The organism is Anaerobiospirillum sp. NML120449 (assembly GCF_023051105.1).
Taxonomy (GTDB): Bacteria; Pseudomonadota; Gammaproteobacteria; order Enterobacterales; family Succinivibrionaceae; genus Anaerobiospirillum.
The window spans coordinates 67,219-92,018 of sequence record NZ_JALKIL010000010.1; the positions used below are offsets into that span (position 1 = coordinate 67,219).

General features: G+C 53.4%; 19 protein-coding genes and 1 pseudogene. 12 read left to right on the forward strand and 8 right to left on the reverse strand.

What is annotated here, in order from left to right; genetic code table 11:
- The first annotated feature begins 103 nt into the window (after positions 1–103).
- From MXE41_RS04595 to MXE41_RS04620, 6 genes are all read left to right on the forward strand, one after another.
- A complete protein-coding gene (locus MXE41_RS04595) occupies positions 104–283 on the forward strand; it encodes a lipoprotein (RefSeq protein WP_247099530.1) in 180 nt (59 codons plus the stop codon).
- A 330-nt stretch (positions 284–613) separates the two neighbouring features.
- Positions 614–1,894 carry a diaminopimelate decarboxylase gene (lysA, locus tag MXE41_RS04600; RefSeq protein ID WP_247099531.1) on the forward strand — a complete coding sequence of 427 codons (1,281 nt, stop codon included), beginning with the start codon at positions 614–616 and terminating at the stop codon, positions 1,892–1,894.
- A gap of 389 nt (positions 1,895–2,283) precedes the next feature.
- Entirely contained in the window at positions 2,284–3,132 is an 849-nt protein-coding gene (gene dapF, locus MXE41_RS04605) for a diaminopimelate epimerase (RefSeq protein WP_281503542.1), read from the forward strand.
- Between the two features lie 529 nt (positions 3,133–3,661).
- A complete protein-coding gene (locus MXE41_RS04610) occupies positions 3,662–3,982 on the forward strand; it encodes a metalloregulator ArsR/SmtB family transcription factor (RefSeq protein ID WP_246976005.1) in 321 nt (106 codons plus the stop codon).
- Between the two features lie 150 nt (positions 3,983–4,132).
- Positions 4,133–6,229 (forward strand): tyrosine-type recombinase/integrase, encoded by a 2,097-nt coding sequence (locus tag MXE41_RS04615; RefSeq protein WP_247099532.1) that lies wholly within the window; start codon positions 4,133–4,135, stop codon positions 6,227–6,229.
- A gap of 229 nt (positions 6,230–6,458) precedes the next feature.
- Complete coding sequence (locus tag MXE41_RS04620) at positions 6,459–8,864, forward strand: UvrD-helicase domain-containing protein (protein WP_247099533.1); 2,406 nt, start codon at positions 6,459–6,461, stop codon at positions 8,862–8,864.
- Positions 8,865–9,236: 372 nt separating this feature from the next.
- Here the strand turns inward: MXE41_RS04620 and MXE41_RS04625 are convergent, their stop codons facing one another.
- Positions 9,237–9,443: a 4Fe-4S binding protein gene (locus tag MXE41_RS04625; RefSeq protein WP_246975996.1), complete on the reverse strand. Its 207-nt coding sequence runs from the start codon at positions 9,441–9,443 to the stop codon at positions 9,237–9,239.
- Between the two features lie 433 nt (positions 9,444–9,876).
- Between MXE41_RS04625 and MXE41_RS04630 the strand changes: the two genes are divergently transcribed.
- From MXE41_RS04630 to MXE41_RS04650, 5 genes and pseudogenes are all read left to right on the forward strand, one after another.
- Positions 9,877–10,590 (forward strand): YggS family pyridoxal phosphate-dependent enzyme, encoded by a 714-nt coding sequence (locus MXE41_RS04630; RefSeq protein ID WP_247099534.1) that lies wholly within the window; start codon positions 9,877–9,879, stop codon positions 10,588–10,590.
- Between the two features lie 25 nt (positions 10,591–10,615).
- Positions 10,616–11,434, forward strand: a complete 819-nt coding sequence (proC, locus tag MXE41_RS04635; RefSeq protein ID WP_246975991.1) for a pyrroline-5-carboxylate reductase — start codon at positions 10,616–10,618, stop codon at positions 11,432–11,434.
- 176 nt (positions 11,435–11,610) lie between these two features.
- Entirely contained in the window at positions 11,611–12,180 is a 570-nt protein-coding gene (locus MXE41_RS04640) for a YggT family protein (protein WP_246975989.1), read from the forward strand.
- Between the two features lie 472 nt (positions 12,181–12,652).
- Entirely contained in the window at positions 12,653–13,582 is a 930-nt protein-coding gene (gene bamD, locus MXE41_RS04645) for an outer membrane protein assembly factor BamD (RefSeq protein ID WP_247099535.1), read from the forward strand.
- Between the two features lie 272 nt (positions 13,583–13,854).
- Positions 13,855–14,523: pseudogene (locus MXE41_RS04650) on the forward strand (pseudouridine synthase); the annotation flags it as partial.
- A 323-nt stretch (positions 14,524–14,846) separates the two neighbouring features.
- Here MXE41_RS04650 and djlA read toward each other — a convergent pair.
- The 7 genes from djlA to prfB form a co-directional block, all read right to left on the reverse strand.
- Positions 14,847–15,803 (reverse strand): co-chaperone DjlA, encoded by a 957-nt coding sequence (djlA, locus tag MXE41_RS04655; RefSeq protein ID WP_247099536.1) that lies wholly within the window; start codon positions 15,801–15,803, stop codon positions 14,847–14,849.
- Positions 15,804–16,043: 240 nt separating this feature from the next.
- Complete coding sequence (locus MXE41_RS04660) at positions 16,044–16,742, reverse strand: nucleotidyltransferase family protein (RefSeq protein ID WP_247099537.1); 699 nt, start codon at positions 16,740–16,742, stop codon at positions 16,044–16,046.
- A 213-nt stretch (positions 16,743–16,955) separates the two neighbouring features.
- Positions 16,956–18,170, reverse strand: a complete 1,215-nt coding sequence (locus tag MXE41_RS04665) for a phosphotransferase (protein WP_246976320.1) — start codon at positions 18,168–18,170, stop codon at positions 16,956–16,958.
- Positions 18,163–18,810 (reverse strand): tRNA (guanosine(46)-N7)-methyltransferase TrmB, encoded by a 648-nt coding sequence (trmB, locus tag MXE41_RS04670; protein WP_246976317.1) that lies wholly within the window; start codon positions 18,808–18,810, stop codon positions 18,163–18,165. The genes MXE41_RS04665 and trmB overlap by 8 nt, the downstream gene beginning before the upstream one ends.
- A 361-nt stretch (positions 18,811–19,171) precedes the next feature.
- Entirely contained in the window at positions 19,172–20,053 is an 882-nt protein-coding gene (gene dapA / locus MXE41_RS04675) for a 4-hydroxy-tetrahydrodipicolinate synthase (protein ID WP_247099538.1), read from the reverse strand.
- A 771-nt stretch (positions 20,054–20,824) separates the two neighbouring features.
- The gene (gene lysS, locus MXE41_RS04680; protein WP_247099539.1) at positions 20,825–22,357 is read right to left on the reverse strand and encodes a lysine--tRNA ligase; all 1,533 of its coding nucleotides are present in this window, start codon (positions 22,355–22,357) and stop codon (positions 20,825–20,827) included.
- Between the two features lie 177 nt (positions 22,358–22,534).
- A protein-coding gene (gene prfB / locus MXE41_RS04685; RefSeq protein ID WP_247099540.1) for a peptide chain release factor 2 occupies positions 22,535–23,636 on the reverse strand; the annotation gives its coding sequence in 2 pieces (ribosomal slippage) (positions 22,535–23,557 and positions 23,559–23,636; 1,101 coding nt in all).
- A 302-nt stretch (positions 23,637–23,938) separates the two neighbouring features.
- On the opposite strand from prfB, the gene nadC reads away from it, so the two are divergent.
- Positions 23,939–24,784: a carboxylating nicotinate-nucleotide diphosphorylase gene (gene nadC / locus MXE41_RS04690; protein ID WP_246975968.1), complete on the forward strand. Its 846-nt coding sequence runs from the start codon at positions 23,939–23,941 to the stop codon at positions 24,782–24,784.
- Positions 24,785–24,800 lie beyond the last annotated feature (16 nt).

A 24,800-nucleotide genomic window follows, 5' to 3' on the forward strand; every position in this document is an offset into this window, starting at 1 on the left:
ATGCCTGTCATTAGTGCAAATAAGTCTTAGCTAACCATGTCTGGCTCTGATGTGGTGCAAATCGTGATATTCTTTTTTTGATTTATCTCTTCCGGGGGTATCTGTGAACAGACTTTCCTTAATTGCTGGTGCTCTGTGCGCCGCCATTTTTATGGCTGGCTGCGGCCTCAAGGGCGACCTTTACATGCCTGACTCGGCCGCCGCTCCAGCTCCAGCCCAGGCACCAGCTGCAGCTCCTGCCGCAGCTGACGCCGCCGAACCGGATGAGGCCAGTAAGGACTGACAGGGCAGCCGTGTGCTGCAACCGTGTGCAGCAGCCTGATGCCTGCAGTCTGATGCCTGCAACTTCAGCCGCAACTGCAGCTGCATGCATCCGCAGGCAGTATCTGACAGCCACGGGCTCAACTGCCGCAGGCAGTGGAGTCAGGCCGGCTGTCATCAGTCAGGGCAAGTCTAATCTGCTGTAAACGGGGCAGCACTGTGAGTACTGCCTGCAGCAGGACATACATGAGGCAGAGATCTGCATAAGTGCAGATAAACAAGTGGTCAGGCTGTTGCCGGCGCGCCTCTGTGTTCAGCCCGGCCCGTCCGGGACCATTTTCCAGGTGTAACGATGGATTATTTCAACTATAAAGAAAACGAGCTTTACGCTGAGGACATCAGGGTAACTGAGCTGGCTGAGCGCTTTGGTTCACCTCTGTATGTCTATTCAAAGGCCACTCTGGTACGTCACTTACGTGCCTTTGAGGAGGCTCTTGCTGCCAAGGACCACCTGGTATGCTATGCCGTCAAGGCCAACTGCTCTCTGGCTATTCTCAATATCATTTCCCAGTCAGGCTGTGGCTTTGACGTGGTCTCCAAGGGCGAGCTCATGAGAGTAATCAGAGCCGGTGGCGACCCTGGCAAGGTTATTTACTCTGGTGTGGGCAAGCGTGAGGACGAAATCGAATTTGCTCTGCAAAAGGGTATCAAGTGCCTGAATGTCGAGTCTGAAAGCGAGCTTTACAAGGTAGAGCAGGTAGCCTCCCGTCTTGGTATCAAGGCTCCGGTTGCGCTGCGCGTCAATCCTGATGTTGACGCCATGACCCATCCTTCCATTTCCACAGGTCTCAAGAAGAACAAGTTCGGTATTGCCTTTGAAGATGCTCTGCGTCTGTATACCTACATTGGCAGGTCCGAGCATATGGAAGCCACCGGTATTGACTGCCATATCGGCTCTCAGATGACCTCCGGTGCCCCTATCATCGAGGCTACCGACAAGCTCATTACCCTGTACCATCAGCTTGCTGAAATCGGCATTAAGGTTGACCACATTGATATTGGCGGCGGTCTTGGTGTTACCTACAACGACGAGACTCCTCCATCTCCTTATGAGTATCTGGCTGCAGTTATTCAGCGTCTTAAGGACATCGATGTCTCCATTTACTGCGAGCCGGGCCGTGCCATGGTTGCCAATGCCGGCATTCTGCTGACCAGCGTGCTCTACCTCAAGTCCAATACCGAGCGCAATTTCTGTATTGTTGATGCCGCCATGGGTGATCTTATCCGTCCGGCCCTGTACAACTCCTGGATGAATATCATTCCAGCCGTAAAGCGTGATGCCTCTGATGCGCTGCCAGGCAGCGGCTCCAATGGCACACTGCTGTACGATGTCGTAGGCCCTATCTGTGAGTCTGATGACTTCCTGGGCAAGGACCGTCATCTGAACGTACGTGAGGGCGATATCCTTGCAGTACGTGGTGCCGGTGCCTACGGCAGTTCCATGTCCTCCAATTACAACAGCCGCCCTCTGTGTGCTGAGATTCTGGTAGACGGTGACAAGGCTTATGTCATCCGTGAACGCCAGAAAGAAGAAGAGATGTGGAACAACGAAATCATTATCGGTCAGGCCTGATAAGCCACGGCATGGCGACCAAGGGCATGGTCCGTTCTGCCAGGCAGGACATGACCATGCCAGGGGCAATTTCCTGGTCAAGCCATGGCCCGTGGGCATGACCAGGACAACGCCCATGGTCATGCTCATTACAATGACCATGGGCAAGCCCATGACAACGCCCATGGGCGCCAACAGCGGTGCGCATATAATATTTTATAAAGCGTCACGTCACGCAGTACGGCAGTGCATATTTGCCGTAACTGCAGAGATCTTGATGAGATTTCGTTTGATTATGGCAAGCTGCGCAGGCAGGCTTGCCTTATTTTTATGCACAGCACCCATGATGGGGAGCCGTAACTCCCTTAAGCAATTGATACGGTGCTGCTGCCCGATCAGGACAGAATTTAATGCAGATTCGTTTTACCAAGATGCATGGCCTGGGTAATGATTTCATGGTCGTGGACTGTGTTACCCAGAAGGTGTTTTTCAACCAGGAGCTTATAAAGCGTCTTGCTGACCGCCACTTTGGAGTGGGCTTTGATCAGCTGCTGGTAGTTGAGGCTCCTTACAGCCCTGACATGGACTTCCATTACCGTATCTTCAATCAGGACGGTTCCGAGGTGCAGATGTGTGGCAACGGTGCCCGCTGTTTTGCCCGTTTTGTGGTTGAACACAATCTGTGTAACAAAAAGGAAATCCGTGTCTCCACCATCTCAGGTGAGCTTACTCTGATTCTTGAGGATGACGGTGAGGTGGTAGTGAACATGGGCTGTCCTGTTCTGGAGCCGGAAAAGGTTCCATGTACCTTCACCACTGAGCAGCCAGCTTACCAGATCCCTCTTGATGAGGCCGTATGCGGAGTAAGCTCCATTACTGCCGGTGCCGTATCCATGGGCAATCCCCATATGGTCACAGTTGTTGAGGATACAGCCACCTGTGCCATTGATACTCTTGGTCCTGTGCTTGAATCTCATCCGACCTTCCCTGAGCGCGTCAATGTAGGCTTCATGCAGGTGATATCACGCAGTGAGGTCAATCTGCGCGTTTATGAGCGCGGCTGCGGTGAGACCATGGCCTGCGGCAGCGGTGCCTGTGCTGCAGCCGTATCCGGTATGGTCCGTGGTCTTCTGAACAATAAGGTCAAGGTACATCTGCCAGGTGGAACCCTCTCCATCACCTGGGAGGGCCCGGGTCACCCGGTAATGATGAAAGGCCCGGCCACCACAGTCTTTGAGGGCACCATGGATATTCAGTAGCTCCACCGGGCACCATCAGGCACGCCATAAACAGCGCCCTGCATACCACCGGACACAGGCCCGCCTGCTGTCATAATCAGTGCCCAGCCGCTGCCATGCAAAGTGACTGGAGGTTGCCATGCACAGTGACCGGACGCTGCCTGGCCGCCGCCATACACTGAGCCAGCTCGGGGACGTCTGTAGCCAGCATTTCAGGCCACAGTATCATCCGACAGACGGATGGGGCCGTGGTCCTGGTGTTTTTACAGGGTGCAATAGTGTCAGATCAGACAAAAATACTGACATAAGTTATGTAAGTTATGAGACCTCAGGCATGCAGATCATCTTGCAGTACTGGTATTATGTCTGGGCCGGTTCTCTGTAAGGCAGTTCTGGCCATTTAATCATACATGCTGAATATGCTATGTGAAGCCATACTATGGCCTTGTCTTCAGGTTTTCAGCACAGTGAAAGTTATTGATATGCCATTTGATTTAATCGAAGTGTCCGCATGCTCAAATGGTAAAGGCTATAGTTTTGAGGACCTGACATGACTGATGCAGAAAAGACAGCCCGCATATTTAAGGCCTTTGGTGATGCCAGCAGAGTCAGAATCCTGATGCTGCTCAAGGAAGGAGAAAGATGTGCCTGTGAGCTGCTCGAGGACCTGAACATTGTTCAGTCTACTCTGTCCTGCCACATGAAAATCCTGTGTGATGCAGGCATAGTCAATGCCCGCAAAGACAGCAAGTGGGTTTATTACACCATCAATGAGGAGGGCGTTAAGCATGCCCACAGCCTGCTTGATGGCATAACCACACGTATCAACAGTATGCCAGGGAAGTGCAACTGCCATCCTGGCTGCTGCTGACCATAAAGGTTCATACCATCTGATAAACAGCAAAGCCAGGTAAGCGTTCCAGTGTTTTGATAGAATCTGGGACCAGCACTTACTATTAACTGACAGCAGAGGCCGTCACTGTGAAAGTGACGGCCTCTGCTGCATCTGCAGGACCAGAATATGACTGAGCAGGGCAGCAACAATAATGATCAGGGCAACAGCGCCGCTTCCGGCGCCGCTGCCCATTTTGCTGCTGCCATGATGCCCGGAGCCCATCATCAAGGCGCACTGCCGCCGGGCATGACCATGCCCGCAGCGGCTCCAGTTCCCGTCACCGCCATGCCCGCAGCATCCATGGCTCCAGGCATGCAGGCAGCAATGCCCGCCCCTGGTACCCAGCCACAGGCAGGTAACGATGAGGCTGCAGCAGCCGCAGCAGCCGCCGCAGCAGCTCAGGCTGCCCAGTTCCAGCAGTATCAGCAATTCCTGCAGTTTCAGGCCTTTCAGGCTCAGATGAATGCCGCACAGGGCGCACCAGCTCCCGGTCAGGCAGTGCCGGGTGTCAGAGCTGTGCCTCAGATGGGGCAGTGGCAGCCGACACAGGGGCAGCCAGCACAGGCTGACATGATGGCTCAGTACCAGCAGTTCCTGCAGTATCAGAGCTTCATGCAGATGCAGCAAATGCAGATGCAGCAGCTACAGGCTCAAGCCGGAGTGATGCCGCAGCCTCCAGGACAGCTGCCACTGCAGCAAGTTTCGCAGATAGCATCGCAGCAGCCAGTTCAGGCAATGCAGGCGGCTCCACAGATAGCCCTTATGCCTCCAATGCAGCCGGTCATGCCTGGTATGCCCGCTGTACCTCTTGCTCAGCCAGCGCCACAGTCACAGCCACAGGAACAGCAGCTACCACAGCTGCAGCCGCAGGTACCGCCTCAGTCTGTAGTTCCTGAGCAGTCGGCAGTGCCGGTCGAAAGTGCTTTACAAAATGTTTCATATTTGCAACAGCAATTGCCTGGTGAGTCTGGTGGAACTGAGGCAGGTGCGGGCGCATCTGATGCTGATACAGGCCATGGTGCTGCTGAAGCTGATGCAGGCACATCGGCTGATGCTGCGGCCGTCGGCAAGGCTGATGCAGGGGCTGATGTCAGGGACGGCCGGACGGGGCGGGTTGAGTATGTAGGGGTGCTGCCTGCCGGTGATGAGCGCCGGGACAGCTATACCGGCAGAAGACGTGACGGTGCGGGCGCCGTAGCTCTGTTTGAGCGCAATGACGGCCTTTATGAGCTGGTTAACCGCTTTTTACGCTATCTGGGTAATGAAAAGGGCTATTCAGTACTCACAGTCAGAAGTTACAAAGAGGTGCTGGGACGCTCAATTGATATTCTCTGTCCTGAGGATGGTCCTGCGCTGCTTGATGAGTGGCAGAATATCGGTCGCAATCAGGTACGAACTCTGGCCCGTAACTTCAATTTCACTGCAGATCAGGAGCGCTACGCCAGCTCGTCAGTGGTGCACTCGCTGCACGTGATCTCGTCCTTTTTCAGCTATCTGATTCGCAGACGCATTCTGAACTCCAATCCTATGGAGTTTATAACCATGCCCCGCGCCAGCAAGCCTCTGCCAAGGGTACTGTCTCTTAATGAAGTGGACATGCTCTCAGAGTCACTCAAGGGCGACAGCCCTTATGATCTGCGTAATTACGCCATGCAGCAGCTGCTCTTTGCCTCAGGACTGCGTGTAGGTGAACTGGTCAGTCTCAATATTGGTGATATCGATTTTGATATGCGTGAGGTCAGGGTAACGGGTAAGGGTAACAAACAGCGCGTGGTTCCGGTAGGACGTGAGGCGCTCAGAGCCCTTAAGGAGTATCTTAAGGTTCGTGATACTTTCAAACCGGTTAACAATGCCTTCTTTGTCAACCGTGACGGTACCCGCCTGAGCACCCGCAGCGTGTCAGCCAAAATCAGAAAAGCGGCTCAGAAATGCGGCCTTGATGGCAAGGTCACTCCGCACAAGCTGCGTCACTCCTTTGCCACCCAGATGATGGGCAATGGCGCTGACCTGCGTATGGTTCAGGAAATGCTGGGCCACGCGGCACTGGGTACCACCCAGATTTATACCCACGTTGATGTGGCCAGACTCAAGGATGTCTACTCCCGGGCTCATCCTCGTGCCGTACCACCTGACAGTGAGTTCAATCAGCAAAAGCTGCGCGAGCATCTCAGTCAGAGCCTGAGCTCACTAAACGAGATGACTGGCGACAAAGACCAGATATAGTAGGCACATCCCCTCAGGCGCACGCAGCCTGCGCCATCGGCGCACAGGCCCGCGTTCAGGACGTGCGCCCTGGCCGGGCCCATGGCCAGGCCCCCTGGCCGGACTGGTGCCAGACCCTGGCCTGGCCTGGGCCTGCACATGATTTCATGGCCCCTGGCAGGCCGGAGCGGGACTTGCGCTCACCTGGCTGTTTATTCCACCTGTTTACCTTCTTTTTGGAGCATTCCATATGACCAGAGCACTGATAGACGATTTGAACGAGCAGCAGCGTGATATTGTCTTTGCGCCGCTGCAGGATATTTTTGTGGTTGCCGGTGCCGGAACAGGTAAAACCCGTGTGCTGATATCACGCCTTGTCTATCTCATTGAAGAAGAGGGTATCAGGCCGTGGAATATCCTTGCGGTGACCTTTACCAACAAGGCTGCCCGCGAGATGGAAGAGCGCATGATGGCTGCCATGGGATGGGACAGCAATCCTGGCATCAGGATGTCCACCTTCCACAGCTTCTGCTATGGCCTGCTGCGCCGCTATTTCCTGGAAGCCGGGCTGCCAAAGGACTTTTCCATCATTTCCACCTCTGACCAGGAGCAAATGGTCAAAAACTTCTATGCCGAGTTCGGCATTGATAGCCGTGATGAGGAGTATGGCAAGTTTTCCGAGCTCGGTCTGACTCCGCCTAATGTGGTCAGTGAAATCTCACGTCTTAAGGAGAAAGGAGAGCAGACCATTTTCTCCCCTGAAGATATTGCAGACTTCAGCACCACCCTGCCAGTCAGATGGAAAAGCATGTCGCCCGATGAGATTAAGGGCGCTTTCTATGCCTGGTATGAGATTACCTGCAGCCGCATGGGCCTTGTAGACTTCAGCGACCTTATCAACAAGTCCATAAACCTGCTGCGCGACAAGCCTGAAATCAGGAACAGATTGCGCAAGCGCTACAGGTACATCTGCATTGATGAGTTTCAGGATACCAACACCACTCAGTATGAAATGCTGATGCTGCTCAAAGGTCCTGATAACAACATCATGGTGGTAGGTGATGACGATCAGTCCATTTACGGCTGGCGTGGCGCCAACAGCCGCAATCTGACCAGGATTCTTACCGATCTGCCTGACATGGAGATGTACGAGCTCAATATTAACTACCGCTCAACTCAGAACATTCTCAATGTGGCCAATGCAGTTATCGACTACTCAGAGCAGCGTATTACCAGCAAGTTTCTGGTCAATCCTGAGTGCTATGAGCTGGAAAAGAAAAACGATCTGGAGCTTATCAACAGCCTTAACAGACAGCAGGTCATTGACTGCCTGATTAAGAGCCGTGAGTTTGATTATCTGGACTTTAACAGCTTTGATGAGATGCTCGATGCTGTGACCGCCCGTCAGCGTGACCAGATGATCGACATTCTCTCCCGTGACCGCATGATCCCTTATGACAGGCTTCAGGAGCGCAATGCTTACAAGTGGCATCGTCATGACATGAATGCCCTGACCAACCCTCAGGTATCTTTTGTCCGCATTGAGCCTGATGGCCGTAATGACGGCGCATGCGTTGCCCGTCTTATCAACTCCATGATTAAAAAGGGCTTTCGTTATGAGGACATAGCCGTACTCTACCGCATGAACCATCTGTCAGGCAGTGTGGAGCAGGCCATGATGATTGAGGGCATACCTTACCGTGTCTTTGGCGGCTTCAAGTTCTATGACCGCCAGGAGGTGGCCGATGCCATGTCTTACCTCAAGCTTATCTACAATACTAATGACGATGTGTCCTTTGAGCGCATTGTAAATACCCCGCGCCGTGGCATTGGCAACAGTGCTCTTGCCAAGGTAACCGAGTACGCCCGTGCCTGTGGCATGTCCCGTTATCATGCCATTGAGCACACGCTCAAAAGCGGTGACAGCCGATCCATCAAAATCATCAGCAAGTTCATTCCTTTCTTTGAATTCATCGAAAAGATGCGCGCCAGTCTCCAGACTCTCAGTCTTGAGAACTTCATCAGTGCTGTTATCCATGAAAGCGGTCTGTATGAGTTCTACAGCAAGGAAGATCAGAAGAGCCGTTCAGCACGCGTTGGTCTGTCACGCACCGGCAATCTCGATCAGCTCATTGCCAATGCCAAGGGCTTTACCGGTAATGTCATGGCCCTGAGCCGCAACAATGACTATGATGATGTTGAGGATGATCGTGAGATGTTTGCACCTGTCGATCCTGCCCACAACATGTCAACAGCAGAGCTCTTTGAGTCCTTTATGACCAATACTGCTCTGGCAGCGAGCACCGAGCTGGGAGCTGATGGAACAGATGATGACAGGGGTGTAAACCTTATGACCATTCACGCCTCCAAAGGCCTTGAGTTCCCGGTAGTGCTGATTGTGGGCTGTGAGGAGGGCGTAATGCCATCTTATATGGCTGAGGACCTGGACGAGGAGCGCCGCCTTGCCTACGTGGCCTTTACCCGTGCCCGCAAGCATCTTTACGTGTGCTACAGCAATGAGCGTCTGCGTTATGGAACCAGTATGGAAAAGGCAGGCATGAGCCGCTTCCTGCGCGATGTGCGCAACTGCTACGACGGCGTGGAAAATGATGAGCGTCCGTTCAACCTGCGCCGCTTCCAGGGCAGCTACTATTAGTAAGCTCTGGCCAGTAGGCTCAGGCAAGTAAGCTCAGGCCCACCGCCAGCGCGCATGGCAGCATGCTGCGGAACAGCATGCTGCGACAGCTCAGCCCCGCAGCATTACTGATCTTGGGCATGTAGCGGCGCGGCCTGTCTGCAGGGCAGAGACCGGGGGAATGAGCGTGGGGCAAGAGGAGGCTGTGGTACCGATGACAGCCAGTGCTGTCGGAGGGCAGATGAAGAGGCAGGGATGGTATGAGCCGCCAGAGAGTCAGCCAGGATTACGGCCTGGCATGGCCTTGCCTGGCCAGTCCTTACCTGGTCGTGCAGGCGGCACAATGAAAAAAGCGACAGCCCGACTCATTGTCTTGCTGTCGCCTTTTATAAATCAGACGTTCTTGTGAGGAATCATGTCAGCAGGCTCAGCCTCGAAAATGCTGGCATACTCACAGACATCGTAGCAGGCACCGCACTCAACGCATAACTCAGGGTCAATGGTATGGCTGCCGTTGGCGTCTACGATAATGGCATCGCAAGGGCAGGCATCAACGCAGGAGCCACAGTCTGTGCAGGTATCTCTATCAATATAAAACATAATTTCCTCGGTGAAAAAGCAGATCCGGTCCAGATCGGATCTTCGTAATTACTGCCAGTGTGCTACAGCGCCATGATTTGCATGGCATGCAGTCAGTCCCTGAAGGAACGGCCTGGGCAGTAAGGGCAGCGTCTGTCACAGTCATGGTGACAGGGACAAAGGTCCGGGCTGCAACTTTCAGTATTATGCTGTCCTGTGCAGTGTCCATGAGCCGGGCAATAAGGCCGGTCGATACGTTGCAGGTGAATTTTCAGGACATGGAACAATTATATTAGCGGCCAGGTCCTTTACAATAACTTACATGCTCAATACCTGCTGTCAGGTTGGCAATGCGGCCTGTCCATGCTGTTTTTCAGGACAGTCGCACAGAGGGCGCATCATCCTGTCAGCCTCAGACCTATTTTAGTTTTCTCCTAAACAAAGAAAGAAAGTCATGCAAAATATTCTTGAAAATCTGGCTTCTGTTCATGCCCTTATTGATAAGGCAGCTGCTTCATGTGGCCGTGACAGATCAGAGGTCATACTGCTTTGTGTATCCAAAACCAAGCCCCTTGAGCAGATTAAAGAGGCCTGGGAGCAGGGCGAAAGGCATTTTGGCGAGTCCTATGTCAACGAGGCTGTAGATAAGATAAAAACTCTGAAAGAACAGGGCGTAAGCGACATTGTATGGCACTTTATAGGCCCTCTGCAGTCCAATAAAACCCGTCCTGTGGCTGCACATTTTGATGTGGTCGAGAGCGTCGATCGCATGAAGGTTCTGGAGAGACTTAATGACCAGCGACCTGAGGGCATGGCCCCGCTCAAGATCATGATTCAGGTGAATATTTCTCATGAAGAGCAAAAGCAGGGCTGTGAGGAGCAGGAGCTGCCTGAGCTGCTCAAATCCGCCTCATTAATGCCTAATGTTGAGGTGATAGGCTTGATGGGAGTTGCCCGTATTGACGCTCCGGAAGAAGAGCTCAATGCCTCTTTTGCCCGTTTAAGAGAGCTGCGTGATCAGTATCAGCAGCTTTATCCTGAGCTCAAAGAGCTTTCCATGGGAATGACTGCTGATATGGCCAGTGCTGTTGCCAACGGCTCAACTGAGGTCAGAATTGGCAGCGCCATTTTCGGTGAGCGTGAGTACAAAAACAGAGCTCAGTCATAAAACACCAGGGAGCACAGCAAGAGCAATGAACATGATTAAAATCGCCTTTATCGGCGGCGGCAACATGTCCCGCTGCATTTTCGACGGCATAGTAAAGAAAAGAGGCCAGAACGATGAAATTACCGTTTCCGGCCCGCATGTAGAAAAGCTGGAACACTTCAAAGCCGCAGGCGCTCATGTTACCTCTGACAATCTTGAGGCTCTTGGCAGGGCTGAGGTGGTTTTCCTGGGCGTAAAGCCTCAGATACTGCCAGAAGTGCTCGAGCAGATAGCCAAATCAGGTCAGGATCTGAGCTCAAAGCTTTTCATCTCCATGGCAGCAGGCTGGCGTCTGCAGGCTTTTTACAGCCGTCTTGGTCAGTGCCGTCTCATTCGCATCATGCCGAATACTCCATCTCAGCTTGGTATGGGCGTTACAGCCATGTGCACAGGTGAGAGCGTTACCGCTGCCGACAAAGAGCTCTGCCTTGCCCTGCTTGAGGGTATGGGCCGCACCGTGCAAACCGATGAAGAAGGCATAAATACCTTAAGCGTGCTTGCCGGTTCTGCTCCAGCCTTTATCTACCGCTTCATGGAGGCAATGGTTGATCAGATGGTAAAGCGCGGCTTTGATGCCGACCTTTCCCGCACCATCGCCACTGAGGTTATGAGGGGCACAGCCTCCATGGTTGAGGCTAATCCTGATCGCCAGATTGGTCAGCTGCGTGAGGCCGTTACCTCCAGGGGTGGAACCACCTTCCAGGGACTTGGGGTAATGACTGAGTACCGTTTTGAAGAAATGATGCATGAGGTTGTAGAGGCCTGCCTGCGTCGTACCCGTGAATTTGAGGATATGTACAAATAGCCACCGCTCCGGTGCCGCCGCCGTTTGCCAGACGGCACGGCTGTGCCGCCGGCACGAGGGCCTGGCTGCCCTCCGGCCGGGAGGCCGCGCTGGCTTGTAATGCGGACTGTGCTGTCTGTTAAGATTTGTCTGGAAAGATGCTCTGGGCACTTTCCTTTTTAAGGAGTTAATTTCTTATGTTACCAGGTTCATTCTGGATTTTAATGTACCTTGCTACTGCGCTGGTGATGCTCTTCCAGTTAAGAGCCATGATGCAGAGCTCATCTGCTGATTATTATCATCCTGTTACCCAGGCTGTTACCAAAATTACCAATCCGCTGGTAAACATCGGTCTGTGGCGCAATATCCGCATTGGCTCCTTCTCGGCAGCCGGTATGGTAGTAGGCTTTATCATTGGCCTTGTTGCCTGGATTATTGCCGTGTTCTTAATTATCAGAGCACCTTTCTATATGGCTATCCTGGGTTCCATAGTTCTGTTCATAAAGTGCTTTGGCTACCTGATAATTGCCCTGCTGCTCATTCAGGCTCTGTGCTCCTGGCTGCCAGCTACCCGTGATTTCAGCTATCTGATGGGGCAGATCACCTCACCAATTACCGCCCCTGTACAGAGAATCATCCCGCCAATCGGCATGATTGATATCTCCCTGATGGTAATTCTGCTGGCTCTGTACGCCTTAAATGCCCTCATGTACAAGGTTCTGGGCAGCATCAGTCTTGAAATGCTCTTCCTGTGGAACATTCTTTAATCAGGAAGCTGTTCTGACACAGTACTACAGCAGGCAGGCACAGCCTGCCTGCTGGCATACGAGGCCCGCATCTGCGGGCCTCAGCTGTATATGCAGCCTGCACCGCTGCAGCGCCGTCACTGCTGCAGTGTCATTGCAGACACGGTGCAGATCATGAGGCCTGCCCGGGTGGCGCAGTCGGCCGTAGCGGCAGGACCGCCTGTCAGGCGCAATTGCCGGCCGCCAGGGTGCACTGCTCAGGCAGGCTGGCTGCGACTGGCTGGTGCGGACAATAAAATAAGCGCTTTTAGCCGGGCGGCATCTTAAGCAATGGCCAAAGTTTGCTAAAATATGCGCTGGTGTCTGTAGCCCGGGAGCAAATAAGGGACAGCAGTGCCTTTATCCCAGGACGGGTCTGAAAGCCTCAGGGCTTCACAGCCGTAACCGGCCTGGCTTCAACACTTAGGTTTTTTCATTCCAGCGGAGCTTTTTAATGTACAAGATCCTGGCCGCAGTGATGTTCAGCTTCACTTTTGCCCTCACTGCCTGCAGTACCAACTACAACAGTGACGAAGTGCCTGATGTATCTCCGGAGAATCTCTACAAAATCGCCAAAGCCAATATGGCTACCGGCAGTCTTACTACTGCCCGCCGCTATCTTGAGGCCATTGATTCCCGTTATCCTTTTGGTGACATCTCCTCCCAGGTTCAGCTGGACTTAATCTATGTCTACTACAAGGAGCGCGAGAGCGATCTTGCTGCTGCTCAGATTGCCCGTTTTATCCGTCTGAACCCTACTCATCCAAACATTGACTATGTTTACTACATGAAGGGTCTGACTGAGATTCAGAAGCGCTCTGATATGATTCAGGACTACTTTGGTCTCGATCGTTCCGAAAAGGATCCAACCAATTACTACAATGCCTTTAACACCTTCAGAGATCTGTTAAAGACCTATCCTGACAGTCTGTACGCCGCTGATGCTCTGCAGCGTATGATTTTCATCAAGGAGCAGCTGGCCCGTCGCGAGCTGGCCATTGCCGAGTACTATTCTGCCCGTGGTGCTTACGTTTCCACCATTAACCACACCAAGAATATTCTCTACAGCTACCGCTCCACCGAGGCTTTCCAGCCTGCCATGGAGCTGATGATCAGAAGCTATGATCGTCTCAACCTCGAGCATCCAAAGAAAGAGCTGACTGCTATCTACAAGTCAACTTTCGGTCATGAGCCTGATTACCTGGCTCCAGCCTATGCCCGTCACCAGAAGAACACCATTGTGCTCTTTGGCGAGAAGGAAAAGGCAAAGCCTGGCACTACTGCAGCCGCTGCCGAGCCTGAAGAGGAGTCCAGCTGGTATGATTTCATGCTCTTCTGGCGTGATGACAAGAATTCCGGCGTTCCTGCTCAGGAAGGCATCTAATTCCAAAAATACAGTTTAACGGCCGCATCTGCCGCGCCACCAGACGGGAAGTGCTGTTCCGTCACAGCCGGGCAGGAAAACTCATTTCCTGTCCTGGTGATGGAGACGAAGTTTCCCGCCCGGGCGCTGCCTCGAGTCATACGGTCCCGCCTCCGGGCGCAGCGCGCCCGGAGGCAGAAGTGCAAGCAGATGCCGACCATGGCGGTACTGACCGCCTTTTCAACAGCCCGTTTTATACGGGCTTTTTAATGCCCAGGTGCAAGGTAAGCAAGATGGCCCATCGTGATTTCAACTACGATCCTCCGTTAAGTCCTTTTCTGGATATCCTCTATGAGGATGATGACATTATGGTGGTGAACAAGCCCTCTGCCATTTTGTCAGTACCGGGCAAGCTGGCCATTCACCGTGACAGCATTCTCTCGCGTGTCAAAAGCATTCATGAAAATGCCTTTGCCGTGCATCGCCTTGACTATGGCACCTCAGGTGTCATGGTAGTGGGCCTGAACAAACCGGCCATATCCAGTCTGGGCAAGCAGTTTATTTCCCGCGACGTCCACAAGGTCTATGTAGCCTGGGTAGATGGAAAAATGGAGGGTACCGGTGCTGTGGACCTGCCCCTGATTCTGGATATCAACAACAGGCCTTATCAGACCGTGGACTTCGAGGTGGGCAAGCCTGCGCTGACCTACTGGCAGGCTCTGCACTATGATGCTGATCGCGATGCCACCTTTGTCCGTCTGTATCCTCAGACCGGCCGCTCCCATCAGCTGCGCGTACACATGCAGCAGACAGGTCACTCCATACTGGGAGACCATCTGTATGCCTGCGACAGAATTTATGAATGCGTCCCTCATCTGAACCTGCATGCCGCACTGCTGAGCTTTACTCACCCGTCAACAGGTCAGCCGCTGCGCTACTGCGCCCCGGCACCTTTTGAGGTTCCGGCTTCATGCACGCCTGAGCTCTCCTGGCTCGATGAGGATCTGTCAGGAAAGGTAGAGCACACCACCAGCACCATGCTCAAGCCAACTAACAGTGATGCACTCAACAGCAGGTACATCACCGATCCGGCATCATAGTAAGGCACGAAAGCCTGACTTGCTGACGCCTGAAAACACAAAGCCCCCGCAGATGTGAGTCTGCGGGGGCTTTGCGCTGATGCCGGGGGCAAGGCCCAGGCCAGCGGTGCCAGGCTCCGGCACTGCGATCCTGACGCACTGGACGGACCGTCCAGAGGGTCAGGGCCGGCCGGGGCCGGGCCTGGTTATTCGCCTCGGGCTTCCTTGATGATGTTGAAAGCAGTCTGAATGTCAGTGGCTTTCTGGGTATAAAGCTTGATCATTTCAGGAGGCAGACCCTGGGAGGCCAGACGGTCAGGATGGTACTTGAGCATGAGCTTCTTGTGGGCGCGGCGGATGTCCTCCCATGAGGTGTTCTCGTCTACGCCCAGAATCTCATAGGCATTGGCAAGTTCGCTCTTTGGAACAAATGAGCCTCCAGATGAGGAGCTGCCCTGATCGTGCTGATAACCTCCGCCCTGGTACTGACCGGAGCTGCCCTGAGTGCCTGAGCGGCGGGAGCTTCTGTGACGCTGGGAGTTCTGCTGCTGTTGCTGTTGCTGTTGCTGGGCATACTTGCGGGCAAACTGGGCAAACTGAACTTCGGCAAAACGGATGCGGATGAGTCGCTCCATCTTGTCGACAGGTACGTCCATGGCAATGGCTATCTGCAGGAGGCGCTCATGTTCACCCTCTGAAAGCACCTGGTCGGCAAGGGCAATTCCTACCTGAATTTCCAGCAGGAAGGAGAGCATGGCAATGTTGGAGCCGATAGCAGATCTGAGCGACATGGCCTCGGCATGGAGGTCAAAGTCATCGCTCTTGCCCTGATTAAAGCCCTCAATGGCCAGTGCACGCATTTCAGCATCGAGATTCATGACATCCATGAAGTACTCGGCCTGACGGATGTGGGACTCATTGATGCGTCCGGCACCGCGTGAGACGAAGCCCATCAGTCTGAAAGTGGACTGGATAAGAGTTTTGTGCATGGCTGAGCGTGGACCACGCCCGGCAAAGGCATTGCGGGCCTCAGCGCTCTGGGCTATGAGCTGATTGCGTGGCTTGTCATAGAAGTAGTAGCCAATAAGAAAGCCGATTAAAGCACCGATACCGCCAAATAAAAGGCCGATCAGGGCACCAATAATTCTTCCTTTCCAAGACATATTGCAAAAACCTGAAATAGTTAGGATCAAAACCGGATCTGAAAGTGCCGGGCAGGCCGCCGTCAGCTGCACCAGACAGGCGATGCAGGCCAGACGATGCGGGCCAGGCGATGCAGGCAAGACGATGCGGGCCAGACGATACAGGCCAGACGATGCGGGCCAGACGATGCAGGCCCGGCGATGCCAGCCTTGCTGCACAGGCCGGCCTGCGTTGTCAGCAGGGCGGCGCCGGGGCCGTGATTAGCGGCCGCTCAGGTGGGCGTTGAGCTGCTGCAGTCGCTCTACTGTGCCCACATCAAACCATGGGGATGTGATAACCGAGGCAGTGATGAGGCTACGGCCGGCCCAGTCATCAAAGTAAGGGCGCAGTGCCTGACGGGATACGCTGCGGCCTGCAAAGGCCTCAGGGTGGTACCAGGCAAAGCCCGAGAAGGTATAGTCGCTGCCGTAAATCATGTGGCCGTCGGCGCTTACGGCAAAATCACCGCCCGTATTATGGGCCGGGTTGGAGGTCAGATAGAGGTGAGCCAGAGCCTGCAGTCTGCCGTGTTCATCTCTGTCAGTCAGCTGCTTTGGGCATGGCAGCAGGAAGTCGTAGCTGCTGTCCAGAAAAATATCACCATTGACCACGATAAAAGGTTCGCTGCCCAGTAGAGGCAGAGCCTTGATAATACCGCCTGCAGTCTCAAGACCTTCGCTGTCCTCAGGGCTGAGCTCAATGCTGACGCCAAAGCGGCTGCCATCACCAAGGTATTCAAAGAGCACGTCTTTAAGCCATGCGCCATTTACTACCAGAGAGGTAATGCCAATGGCCTTGAGTTTCTCAATATGCCAGGCTATCAGGCTCTGACCACCGGCCTCCACCATAGGCTTGGGAATACGCTCAGTTAAAGGTCTGAGTCTCTTGCCCTGACCTGCGGCTAAAATCATGGCTTTCATTACAAACAACCTTAAGTCAAATCAGATAGATATCAAGTTTAGCAAATAATGCACATTACATAATTAGGGCAGTCGGATGCCAGATGCAAAAAAAGCCACAGATGTGGCTTTTTTTGATCATGCCCTGGGCATGCAGACGCCGGTGGCTGCAGGCAGCTGTAAGGCTGACGCCGCCTGGCAGCATGGTGGCCGGGCTTAAAGCCCTGTGTGCGGTCAGATGCGGCCGGCTACATTCTTTTCAAGGAAGGCAGCAAATGGACGCAGCTGCTCAAAGTACTGGCAGTTTCTGGTCAGATAGCCCAGAACGCGTGGCAGGTACTGCAGATAGCCGTCCTTGCCATCACGAAGCTTCAGGCGGTAGAACAGGCCCAGAACCTTGATATGTCTCTGAATGGCGCACAGACGGATCATGAGGTTGAACTGCTCAAGAGATACCTGCTCGCGGTCAAAGATGCCGCAGACAGTGTATACCTCATAGGCAAACTTGCAGATCCTCTCTACAAACTCATCTTCCATGTCTACATAGCAGTCATAGCCAATGGAAGCAAGATCATAGCAGGCAGGGCCCTTGACCATATCCTGATAGTCCAGAATGGCAAAACGCGACAGGATGGAGATTTCCTTGCCTGCAGGGACGACCATGATATTGCGGGAGTGATAGTCACGGTGCATGGCTGTCTGAGGCTGGGCACGGCACTGCTCGCTGATAAAGTCCCAGGTCTGAGCAATCATCTTTTCATCTTCAGTACTCAGCTGCAGATTCAGAGCCTTGTCAAAAAGCCACTCACGGCAGATGTTGAGCTCCATTTTGATGAAGTCATCATCAAAAAGCGGCAGCTCACTCAGGGTCTTATAGTCAGTCTCATCAAGGTCATAATGAGGAATGACATCAGCCTCTGCTGAAGGATCCTTCAGGGCTGCCTGACGGCGCTGCTCAAGGGCCTGAGCCTGCTCAGGTGAGAAAGGCATGGCGCCTATTTTGGTAAGCTCGCGAAGGGTCTTTAAGTAGTAGGCCGGCTCCTTGCCATCAGGAATGGAGTTGATGTAGACAAAATCACCCATGTCCTCAAGGACCATAAAGCCCTTTTCAATGTCGGAGACGATAATGGCCGGAACCAGCACTTTTGCATGGTCAAGCAGACGGTTGATGTCAGCAAACTCACGGTTTTTCTGAGTCTCTGGAGGGGCGTCCATGACAATGACCGAGCCCACATAGCCAATGCGCGGACTTACACCATGAGCGGCGCACAGGCTGGTAAAGGCCTGTTCACTCATTTTGAGACGATAGTACTTTCTGAAGCTGGCATCGCCATTTAACAGGCTCAGGGAGCCGGCGCAGTCGCAGCCGCAATCACATGGATCGCAGTCGGAGCATGCAATATTGTTGTTTTTTAAAAAAGCCAGAAGATCTTGATAGCGACTAGACACGTTCAAATACTAAATCCCATACGCCGTGACCCAGACGCTCACCTCTTTGCTCAAACTTGGTCAGAGGACGCCAGTCAGGACGCGGAATATAGCCTCCTTCAGGATTGGTGTTTACAAGACCTGATGCTGCATCGAGGCAGGCGAGCATCTGCTCGGCATATTCCTGCCAGTCTGTAGCCATACGGATATGGCCGCCATGCTTAAGCAGTGGAGTTACCAGCTTGAGGAAGTCATCATTGATGAGACGACGTTTGTGGTGACGTGCCTTAGGCCATGGATCAGGGAAGAAAATCTGCAGAATATCGATGCTTTCAGGTCCCAGACATTTGGTAAGAACCTCAAAGGCATCATACTTGATTACTCTGACATTAGATAGCTGCTGCTCCTCAATGAGCAACATGGCAGCGCCCACACCAGGAGGGTGCACCTCAATGCCCAGATAGTTGCGCAGCGGGTCTTTGGCGGCCATTTCCACAAAGGACTTGCCCATGCCAAAACCGATCTCCACTACCAGGGGAGCCTCACGCTGAAAAATTTTCGCTGTGTCGAGCTTTTCAAGTGCACTGACATCAACCATGTATTTTGGTGCCAGCTCCTCAAGAGCCTTGGTCTGGGCAGCAGTCATGCGGCCGGCGCGGATTACGAATGATTTGACACGCTGGTTGCGGCGGCTGTCAGCAGCACCATCGCCATCAGCGCCTGCGCTGCTTGTAGCGCAGGCGTCAGTAGCGGCGGCAGCAGGGCAGGCTGCATCGGTTGCTGCACCCTCGCCGGCAGCTCCGGCGGCGCAGCACTCTGGGCGGGCCTCATCACAAGGGCGGTTTTCACTGAGGTGGGCAAAGTCTGGATTGTTATTGGTCATCAGCTGTTTTCGGGCATGAAAAAGCCGTTGCACTTTGGTTCTCCTCAGGCATCAGTGCCCGCTCTGAATAGTATGGTGGCGGGCACAGGGGGAGGTAATGACCTCCCCGGAAAATCTCAGTGAACGGCGGGATAAAAACTTAGATAAGTTCGAGTTCCTGCATGGCCTTTTTAATCTCCTCTCTGGTCTGTGCAGACAGAGGCATAACTGGCAGGCGAACTTCTTCTGAGCACAGTCCCAGTAAGGAGGCACCGTACTTGGCACCTGCAGGGGATGGCTCCTTGAACATTAAGCCGTGAAGCTTCATCAGTCTGTCCTGGAGGGCGCGGGCTTCATCCCACTTGCCGGTCAGGGTCAGTTCCTGAACCTTGTGGACAAGCTGAGGGGCTACGTTGGCAGTAACGGAAATACAGCCGGTACCGCCGGCAACATTATAGCTTACCTGGGTGGCATCTTCACCGCTGAGCCAGGTAAAGTCAGGGCGGGAAATCAGATTGCGCTCCAGCCATGGACGGGCCAGATCGCCGGTGGCGTCCTTGATGCCGGCAATGCGTGGCAGCTGGGCCATACGGGCAACAGTATCAGGGGTGATATTTACAACAGCACGTCCTGGAATGTTGTAAATGAAAATTGGCAGGTCGGTAGCGTCATGAACCATCTTGAAGTGGGCATACAGACCATCCTGATTTGGACGGTTGTAGTAACCGGCTACATGCAGCAGACCGTCAGCACCGGCCTTCTGAGCCTCTACTGAGTAGTGAATGGCTTCCACAGGGTTGTTTGAGCCGGCACCGGCCATGACAGGAACACGTTTGTTGGCTACTTGAGCTACGATTGCGATGACACGGGCGTGCTCTTCTGAGCTCAGGGTTGGACACTCGCCGGTGGTACCGGCAGGAACAATGGCATCAGTACCGTTTTCAATGTGCCACTCAACCAGGCGCTCCAGAGCCTTCTCATCAAGTTTGCCATCTTTGAATGGGGTGATCAGAGCGACTAACGAACCGTGGAAGGTATTCATGGAAGTGGTTCTCCTTAATTGGAAGCGCAGGGTTAACTGGGGGTAAACGTACAGCCGGGCATGATCAGTGTAATGAAAATCATCCCGGTCAGGGCTTGGGGATCCTTATGCTCATGGCTGCCGTGTCAGCAGCGGCTGCGCAGCTGCGCTGTGGCGGCTGCCGCATGGCTGCAGGGCAGTCGTGCGGACTGGCAGTGCATAATGTTTTGTAAAGCACAATGGCCTGATGTGGCCCTGGTATGATGTCACAGGGCAGGTGCTGCGCAGCTGCCGGGCAGCTGCAGCCACAGGCTGGCTGCCTCGGGCATGCATACATGCATGCATGCACGCAGACATACTGCCCTGGCTGCATTTTGCAACCTTGGCTTACGTTACCTGGAAATTCCTATCTTTGCCCGCTGGCGGGCATCATGAGAACGATGCGCAAAATCGTATGTGAAATATAAGCCATGCTGTCAGGCTGTGACAGGCTGTGCGTCTATTGTAGCCGCTGTATACCTGAATGCAGGCCTGAACAGGTGAAATTGTATCAAAACAGGGCAAATTTGCCCTGATCTATGAGTTTCATGGCATGGTCAGTCCTGAGGACTGTGGCAGTAAAAATGTCGAAAAACCAGATAAATATCACCGTTATTATCCATAATTGCTAATCTCCTGGGCGTATTAAAACAAAGCCCCGCGCACCTGCGTGGTGCAGGTGGCGGGGCTCTGTGGTGTAAACATACCTGGTGCAGGTGCGGGCCGGAGCCTGCGCCTGCAAACGGGGCAGGTTTACTTGTTGGAATTCTGCAGACGTAAGGTTGGGAACAGAATTACATCACGGATAGTGTGGCAGTTGGCAAAGAGCATGACGGTACGGTCGATACCAATGCCCTCACCGGCAGTTGGAGGCAGACCGTGTTCCAGAGCCACGATGTAGTCCTCATCGTAGTACATGGCTTCGTCATCACCATGATTCTTCTGCTCAGCCTGCTGGTGGAAGCGGCCGGCCTGATCATCAGGATCGTTGAGCTCGGAGAAGCCGTTACCCATCTCACGGCCGCCAATGAAGAACTCAAAGCGATCAGTGAAAGCAGGATCCTTGTCACTGCGGCGAGCCAGAGGAGAGATCTCGGCTGGGTAGGAGGTGATGAAGGTAGGCTGCTGTAAGTGGTGTTCAGCAACTTCTTCAAAGAGGGCAGCAATGTAGTGACCCAGTACCCAGCCCTTCTGCATCTCAATGTGCAGCTTCTTACACCACTCACGTGCCTTTTCCTCGTCCTCGAGGTCTTCCATGGTGATGCCGTTGCCGTACTTGACCACAGCTTCCTTCATGGTCAGGCGCTCAAATGGCTTTGCAAAGTCCAGATCGAGGCCTGGTTCGCCTTCCTTGCCATAGTGAACTCTGGTATCGCCCAGAACCTCAAGGGCCATCTTGCGGAACAGATCCTCAGTCAGGTCGATGAGGTCGTGGTAGTCGTGGTAGGCCATATAGAACTCAATCATGGTGAATTCAGGGTTGTGGCGTACGTCGATACCCTCGTTACGGAAGTTACGGTTAATTTCGTAAACGCGCTCAAAACCGCCCACTACCAGACGCTTTAAGTAAAGCTCAGGAGCGATACGCAGGTACATGTCCATGTCCAGGGCATTGTGGTGGGTGATAAATGGCCTTGCATTGGCACCACCTGGAATGACGTGCATCATTGGAGTCTCAACTTCCATGAAGTTGGCAGCATCCATGTAGCGACGGATAAAGGAAATAATTTTGGTGCGGATCTGGAAGGCGCGGCGGGACTCTTCATTGGCAATGAGGTCGAGGTAACGCTGACGGCAGCGTGCTTCCTGATCAACAAGACCCTTGTACTTCTCTGGCAGAGGACGTAAGGCCTTAACCAGCAGACGTAAGGAGGTTACATGCAGGGAAAGCTCACCGGTTTTGGTCTTGAAAGCGTAGCCGGTAACACCAATGATGTCACCAAGGTCCAGCTTCTTGAACATGTCCTGGTACTGACCCTCAGGCAGGGCATCACGGGTAACATAGATCTGAATCTTGCCGCCCATGTCCTGTAAGGTAGCAAAAGAAGCCTTGCCCATGATGCGGCGGGTCATGATACGGCCGGCAATGGTGTAGGTATTCTTTTCCTGCTCCAGTACTTCGTTATCCTTACCCTCGCAGGCTTTGACAATGTCAGAGGAAATGGCATCACGGTGGAAGTCATTTGGATAGGCCTGACCCTGCTCGCGTAAGGCATTGAGCTTCTCGCGGCGTTCCTGGATTTGAGAGTTGGTGTTCTCAGTGGTTGGATTGGTATCCTGAGTCATGATTGTTAATACATCCTGAAGAGAAAAAGGACAAAAAATTCTGTGTTGAGGCTGGCAGGGAGGGCCATCAGGCCCGTACCTGCCCATGGGCTGCCCCGGTACGGGCCATGGGCCCGTCCCGGCCTGCCTGCCCGGGCAGATAAGGCAAGGCCTTGCCCAGCCTGCCCGGGTCAGGGACTACAGGCCCTGCTTGAGGCTGGCCTCAATAAACTGGTCTAAAGAGCCATTGAGCACGCTCTGGGTATCACGGCACTCGACGCCGGTACGCAGATCTTTAACGCGGGCATCATCGAGCACATAAGAACGGATCTGGCTGCCCCAGCCGATATCGTCCTTGCTGTCCTCAAGGGCCTGCTGCTCGGAGCGCTGTTTGCGCAGCTCCAGCTCATAAAGGCGTGCACGCAGCTGTTTCATGGCCTGATCACGGTTCTGGAACTGTGAACGCTCGTTCTGACAGCTGACCACAATGCCTGTTGGCTTGTGGGTAATACGCACGGCAGATTCAGTCTTGTTTACGTGCTGACCACCGGCACCTGAGGAGCGGAACACATCCACATCAAGATCAGCCGGATTGATCTCAATCTTGATTTCGTTATCGACTTCAGGATAGGCAAAGGCTGAACAAAATGAAGTGTGGCGGCGGTTGTTGGAGTCAAAAGGTGACTTGCGGACCAGACGGTGAATACCGGTTTCGGTACGCAGCCAGCCGTAGGCATATGGACCTTCAAATTTGATGGTAGCGCCCTTGATGCCGGCAACTTCGCCTTCTGACAGGTCGGTTACAGTACATTTAAAGCCATGCTTTTCGCCGAATTTGATATACATGCGCATGACCATTTCAGCCCAGTCCTGGGCCTCTGTACCACCTGAACCTGACTGAATATCAAGATAGCAGTCGGAATTGTCATGATCCTGGGAGAACATGCGCTCGAATTCGAGCCCGGCTACCTTTTTGTCGAGCTCTTCAAGCTCGCGGGCAGCTTCCTCAAGAGTGCTCTCGTCGTTCTCCTCACGGCCCAGTTCGTGGAGCATGGCCACGTCTTCAAGGCCCTGATCAATTTCCCTGAACATGTTAACAATATGCTCAAGAGTCTGGCGTTCCTTGCCAAGGCTCTGGGCCTGTTCAGGATTGTTCCATACATCAGGATCCTCAAGCAGTCCGTTTACTTCTTCCAGACGCTCTTTTCTGGCATCCAGATCAAAGATACCCCCTGAGGGTCTGAGCACGCTCGCCTATGTCGGCAAGGCGTGTGGTTAAAGATACGTTATCTAACACCATAATCCCTTAAAAATGCGAAAAATACGATAATCAAACAGCCTGTTATTATAACAAATTGCCATTGACTGCGCCTGATATACACGGGCAGAGCCCGGAAAAAATGCTAAAATCCGAAGTGTTGCCTGACAGCGGAGCACAGCCCCGTGCAGGCAGAAAACCATAACATCATGAGCCTCATTTAAGTTACTTTGCCCGGGCTTTGCCCAAGGGGGCATGACAATGAGGTCTGGCTGCCTGCATCAGCCCTCAAAGCAGTGCTCTGACACTGCGACCGGCAGGCTGCCCAGCTGAGGAGAATTGCAATGTTGGCTGAAGATATCAAAGTTTCAGTAGAGCTGGCTCTTAAGGAAGATTTAGGCGGCAAGGTTGATGAGAGCCTTGATGTTACTGCTCAGCTGATTCCGGCCGATCACATTAATGAAGCCACTGTTATTACCCGTGAGCCAGGCGTATTCTGTGGCAAACAGTGGGTTGAAGAAGTCTATGCTCAGTTAGGCGGCGGCGTTGAGATTGAGTGGTTCGTCAAAGATGGCGACCAGCTGGTAGAAAACCAGAAGCTCTTCCACGTCAAGGGTAATGCCCGCATCATGCTCACCGCTGAGCGCACCACCTTAAATTTCGTACAGACCCTCTCTGGCGTTGCCACCCTGGTTAACCGCTATGTAAAGGCCATGGGTGAGACCAAAACCCGTCTGCTCGATACCCGCAAGACCGTTCCTGGTCTGCGTACTGCCCTTAAGTATGCAGTAACCGTAGGTGGTGGTCAGAATCACCGTATTGGCCTTTTTGATATGTACCTCATCAAGGAAAACCACATCATGGCCTGTGGCGGCATCAGCGCTGCCGTAGCCCGTGCCCATGAGCTCAAGCCAGGCACAAAGGTTGAAGTTGAGGTTGAGTCCTTAGCTGAGCTGCAGGAGGCTCTGGATGCCGGTGCCGACATCATCATGCTCGACAACTTCCAGTTTGACGACATGATTGAGGCCGTTAAGGTTACCAATGGCCGCGCCAGGCTTGAGATTTCCGGCAATGTAAACCTCGAGACCATTGGCCGCTATGCCTCCACCGGTGTGGACTTTATCTCCGTAGGTGCCCTGACCAAGAATATTCAGGCCCTCGACCTGTCCATGCGCTTCCACAAGGACTAATCAGGCAGCACTGTGC

Excerpts from the sequence above, each read along its gene's own strand:
- lysA (WP_247099531.1), top strand. The coding sequence starts at position 614 with ATGGATTATTTCAACTATAAAGAAAACGAGCTTTACGCTGAGGACATC.
- dapF (WP_281503542.1), top strand. The coding sequence starts at position 2,284 with ATGCAGATTCGTTTTACCAAGATGCATGGCCTGGGTAATGATTTCATG.
- MXE41_RS04610 (WP_246976005.1), top strand. The coding sequence starts at position 3,662 with ATGACTGATGCAGAAAAGACAGCCCGCATATTTAAGGCCTTTGGTGAT.
- MXE41_RS04615 (WP_247099532.1), top strand. The coding sequence starts at position 4,133 with ATGACTGAGCAGGGCAGCAACAATAATGATCAGGGCAACAGCGCCGCT.
- MXE41_RS04620 (WP_247099533.1), top strand. The coding sequence starts at position 6,459 with ATGACCAGAGCACTGATAGACGATTTGAACGAGCAGCAGCGTGATATT.
- MXE41_RS04625 (WP_246975996.1), bottom strand. The coding sequence starts at position 9,443 with ATGTTTTATATTGATAGAGATACCTGCACAGACTGTGGCTCCTGCGTT.
- MXE41_RS04630 (WP_247099534.1), top strand. The coding sequence starts at position 9,877 with ATGCAAAATATTCTTGAAAATCTGGCTTCTGTTCATGCCCTTATTGAT.
- proC (WP_246975991.1), top strand. The coding sequence starts at position 10,616 with ATGAACATGATTAAAATCGCCTTTATCGGCGGCGGCAACATGTCCCGC.
- MXE41_RS04640 (WP_246975989.1), top strand. The coding sequence starts at position 11,611 with ATGTTACCAGGTTCATTCTGGATTTTAATGTACCTTGCTACTGCGCTG.
- bamD (WP_247099535.1), top strand. The coding sequence starts at position 12,653 with ATGTACAAGATCCTGGCCGCAGTGATGTTCAGCTTCACTTTTGCCCTC.
- djlA (WP_247099536.1), bottom strand. The coding sequence starts at position 15,803 with ATGTCTTGGAAAGGAAGAATTATTGGTGCCCTGATCGGCCTTTTATTT.
- MXE41_RS04660 (WP_247099537.1), bottom strand. The coding sequence starts at position 16,742 with ATGAAAGCCATGATTTTAGCCGCAGGTCAGGGCAAGAGACTCAGACCT.
- dapA (WP_247099538.1), bottom strand. The coding sequence starts at position 20,053 with ATGAATACCTTCCACGGTTCGTTAGTCGCTCTGATCACCCCATTCAAA.
- lysS (WP_247099539.1), bottom strand. The coding sequence starts at position 22,357 with ATGACTCAGGATACCAATCCAACCACTGAGAACACCAACTCTCAAATC.
- nadC (WP_246975968.1), top strand. The coding sequence starts at position 23,939 with ATGTTGGCTGAAGATATCAAAGTTTCAGTAGAGCTGGCTCTTAAGGAA.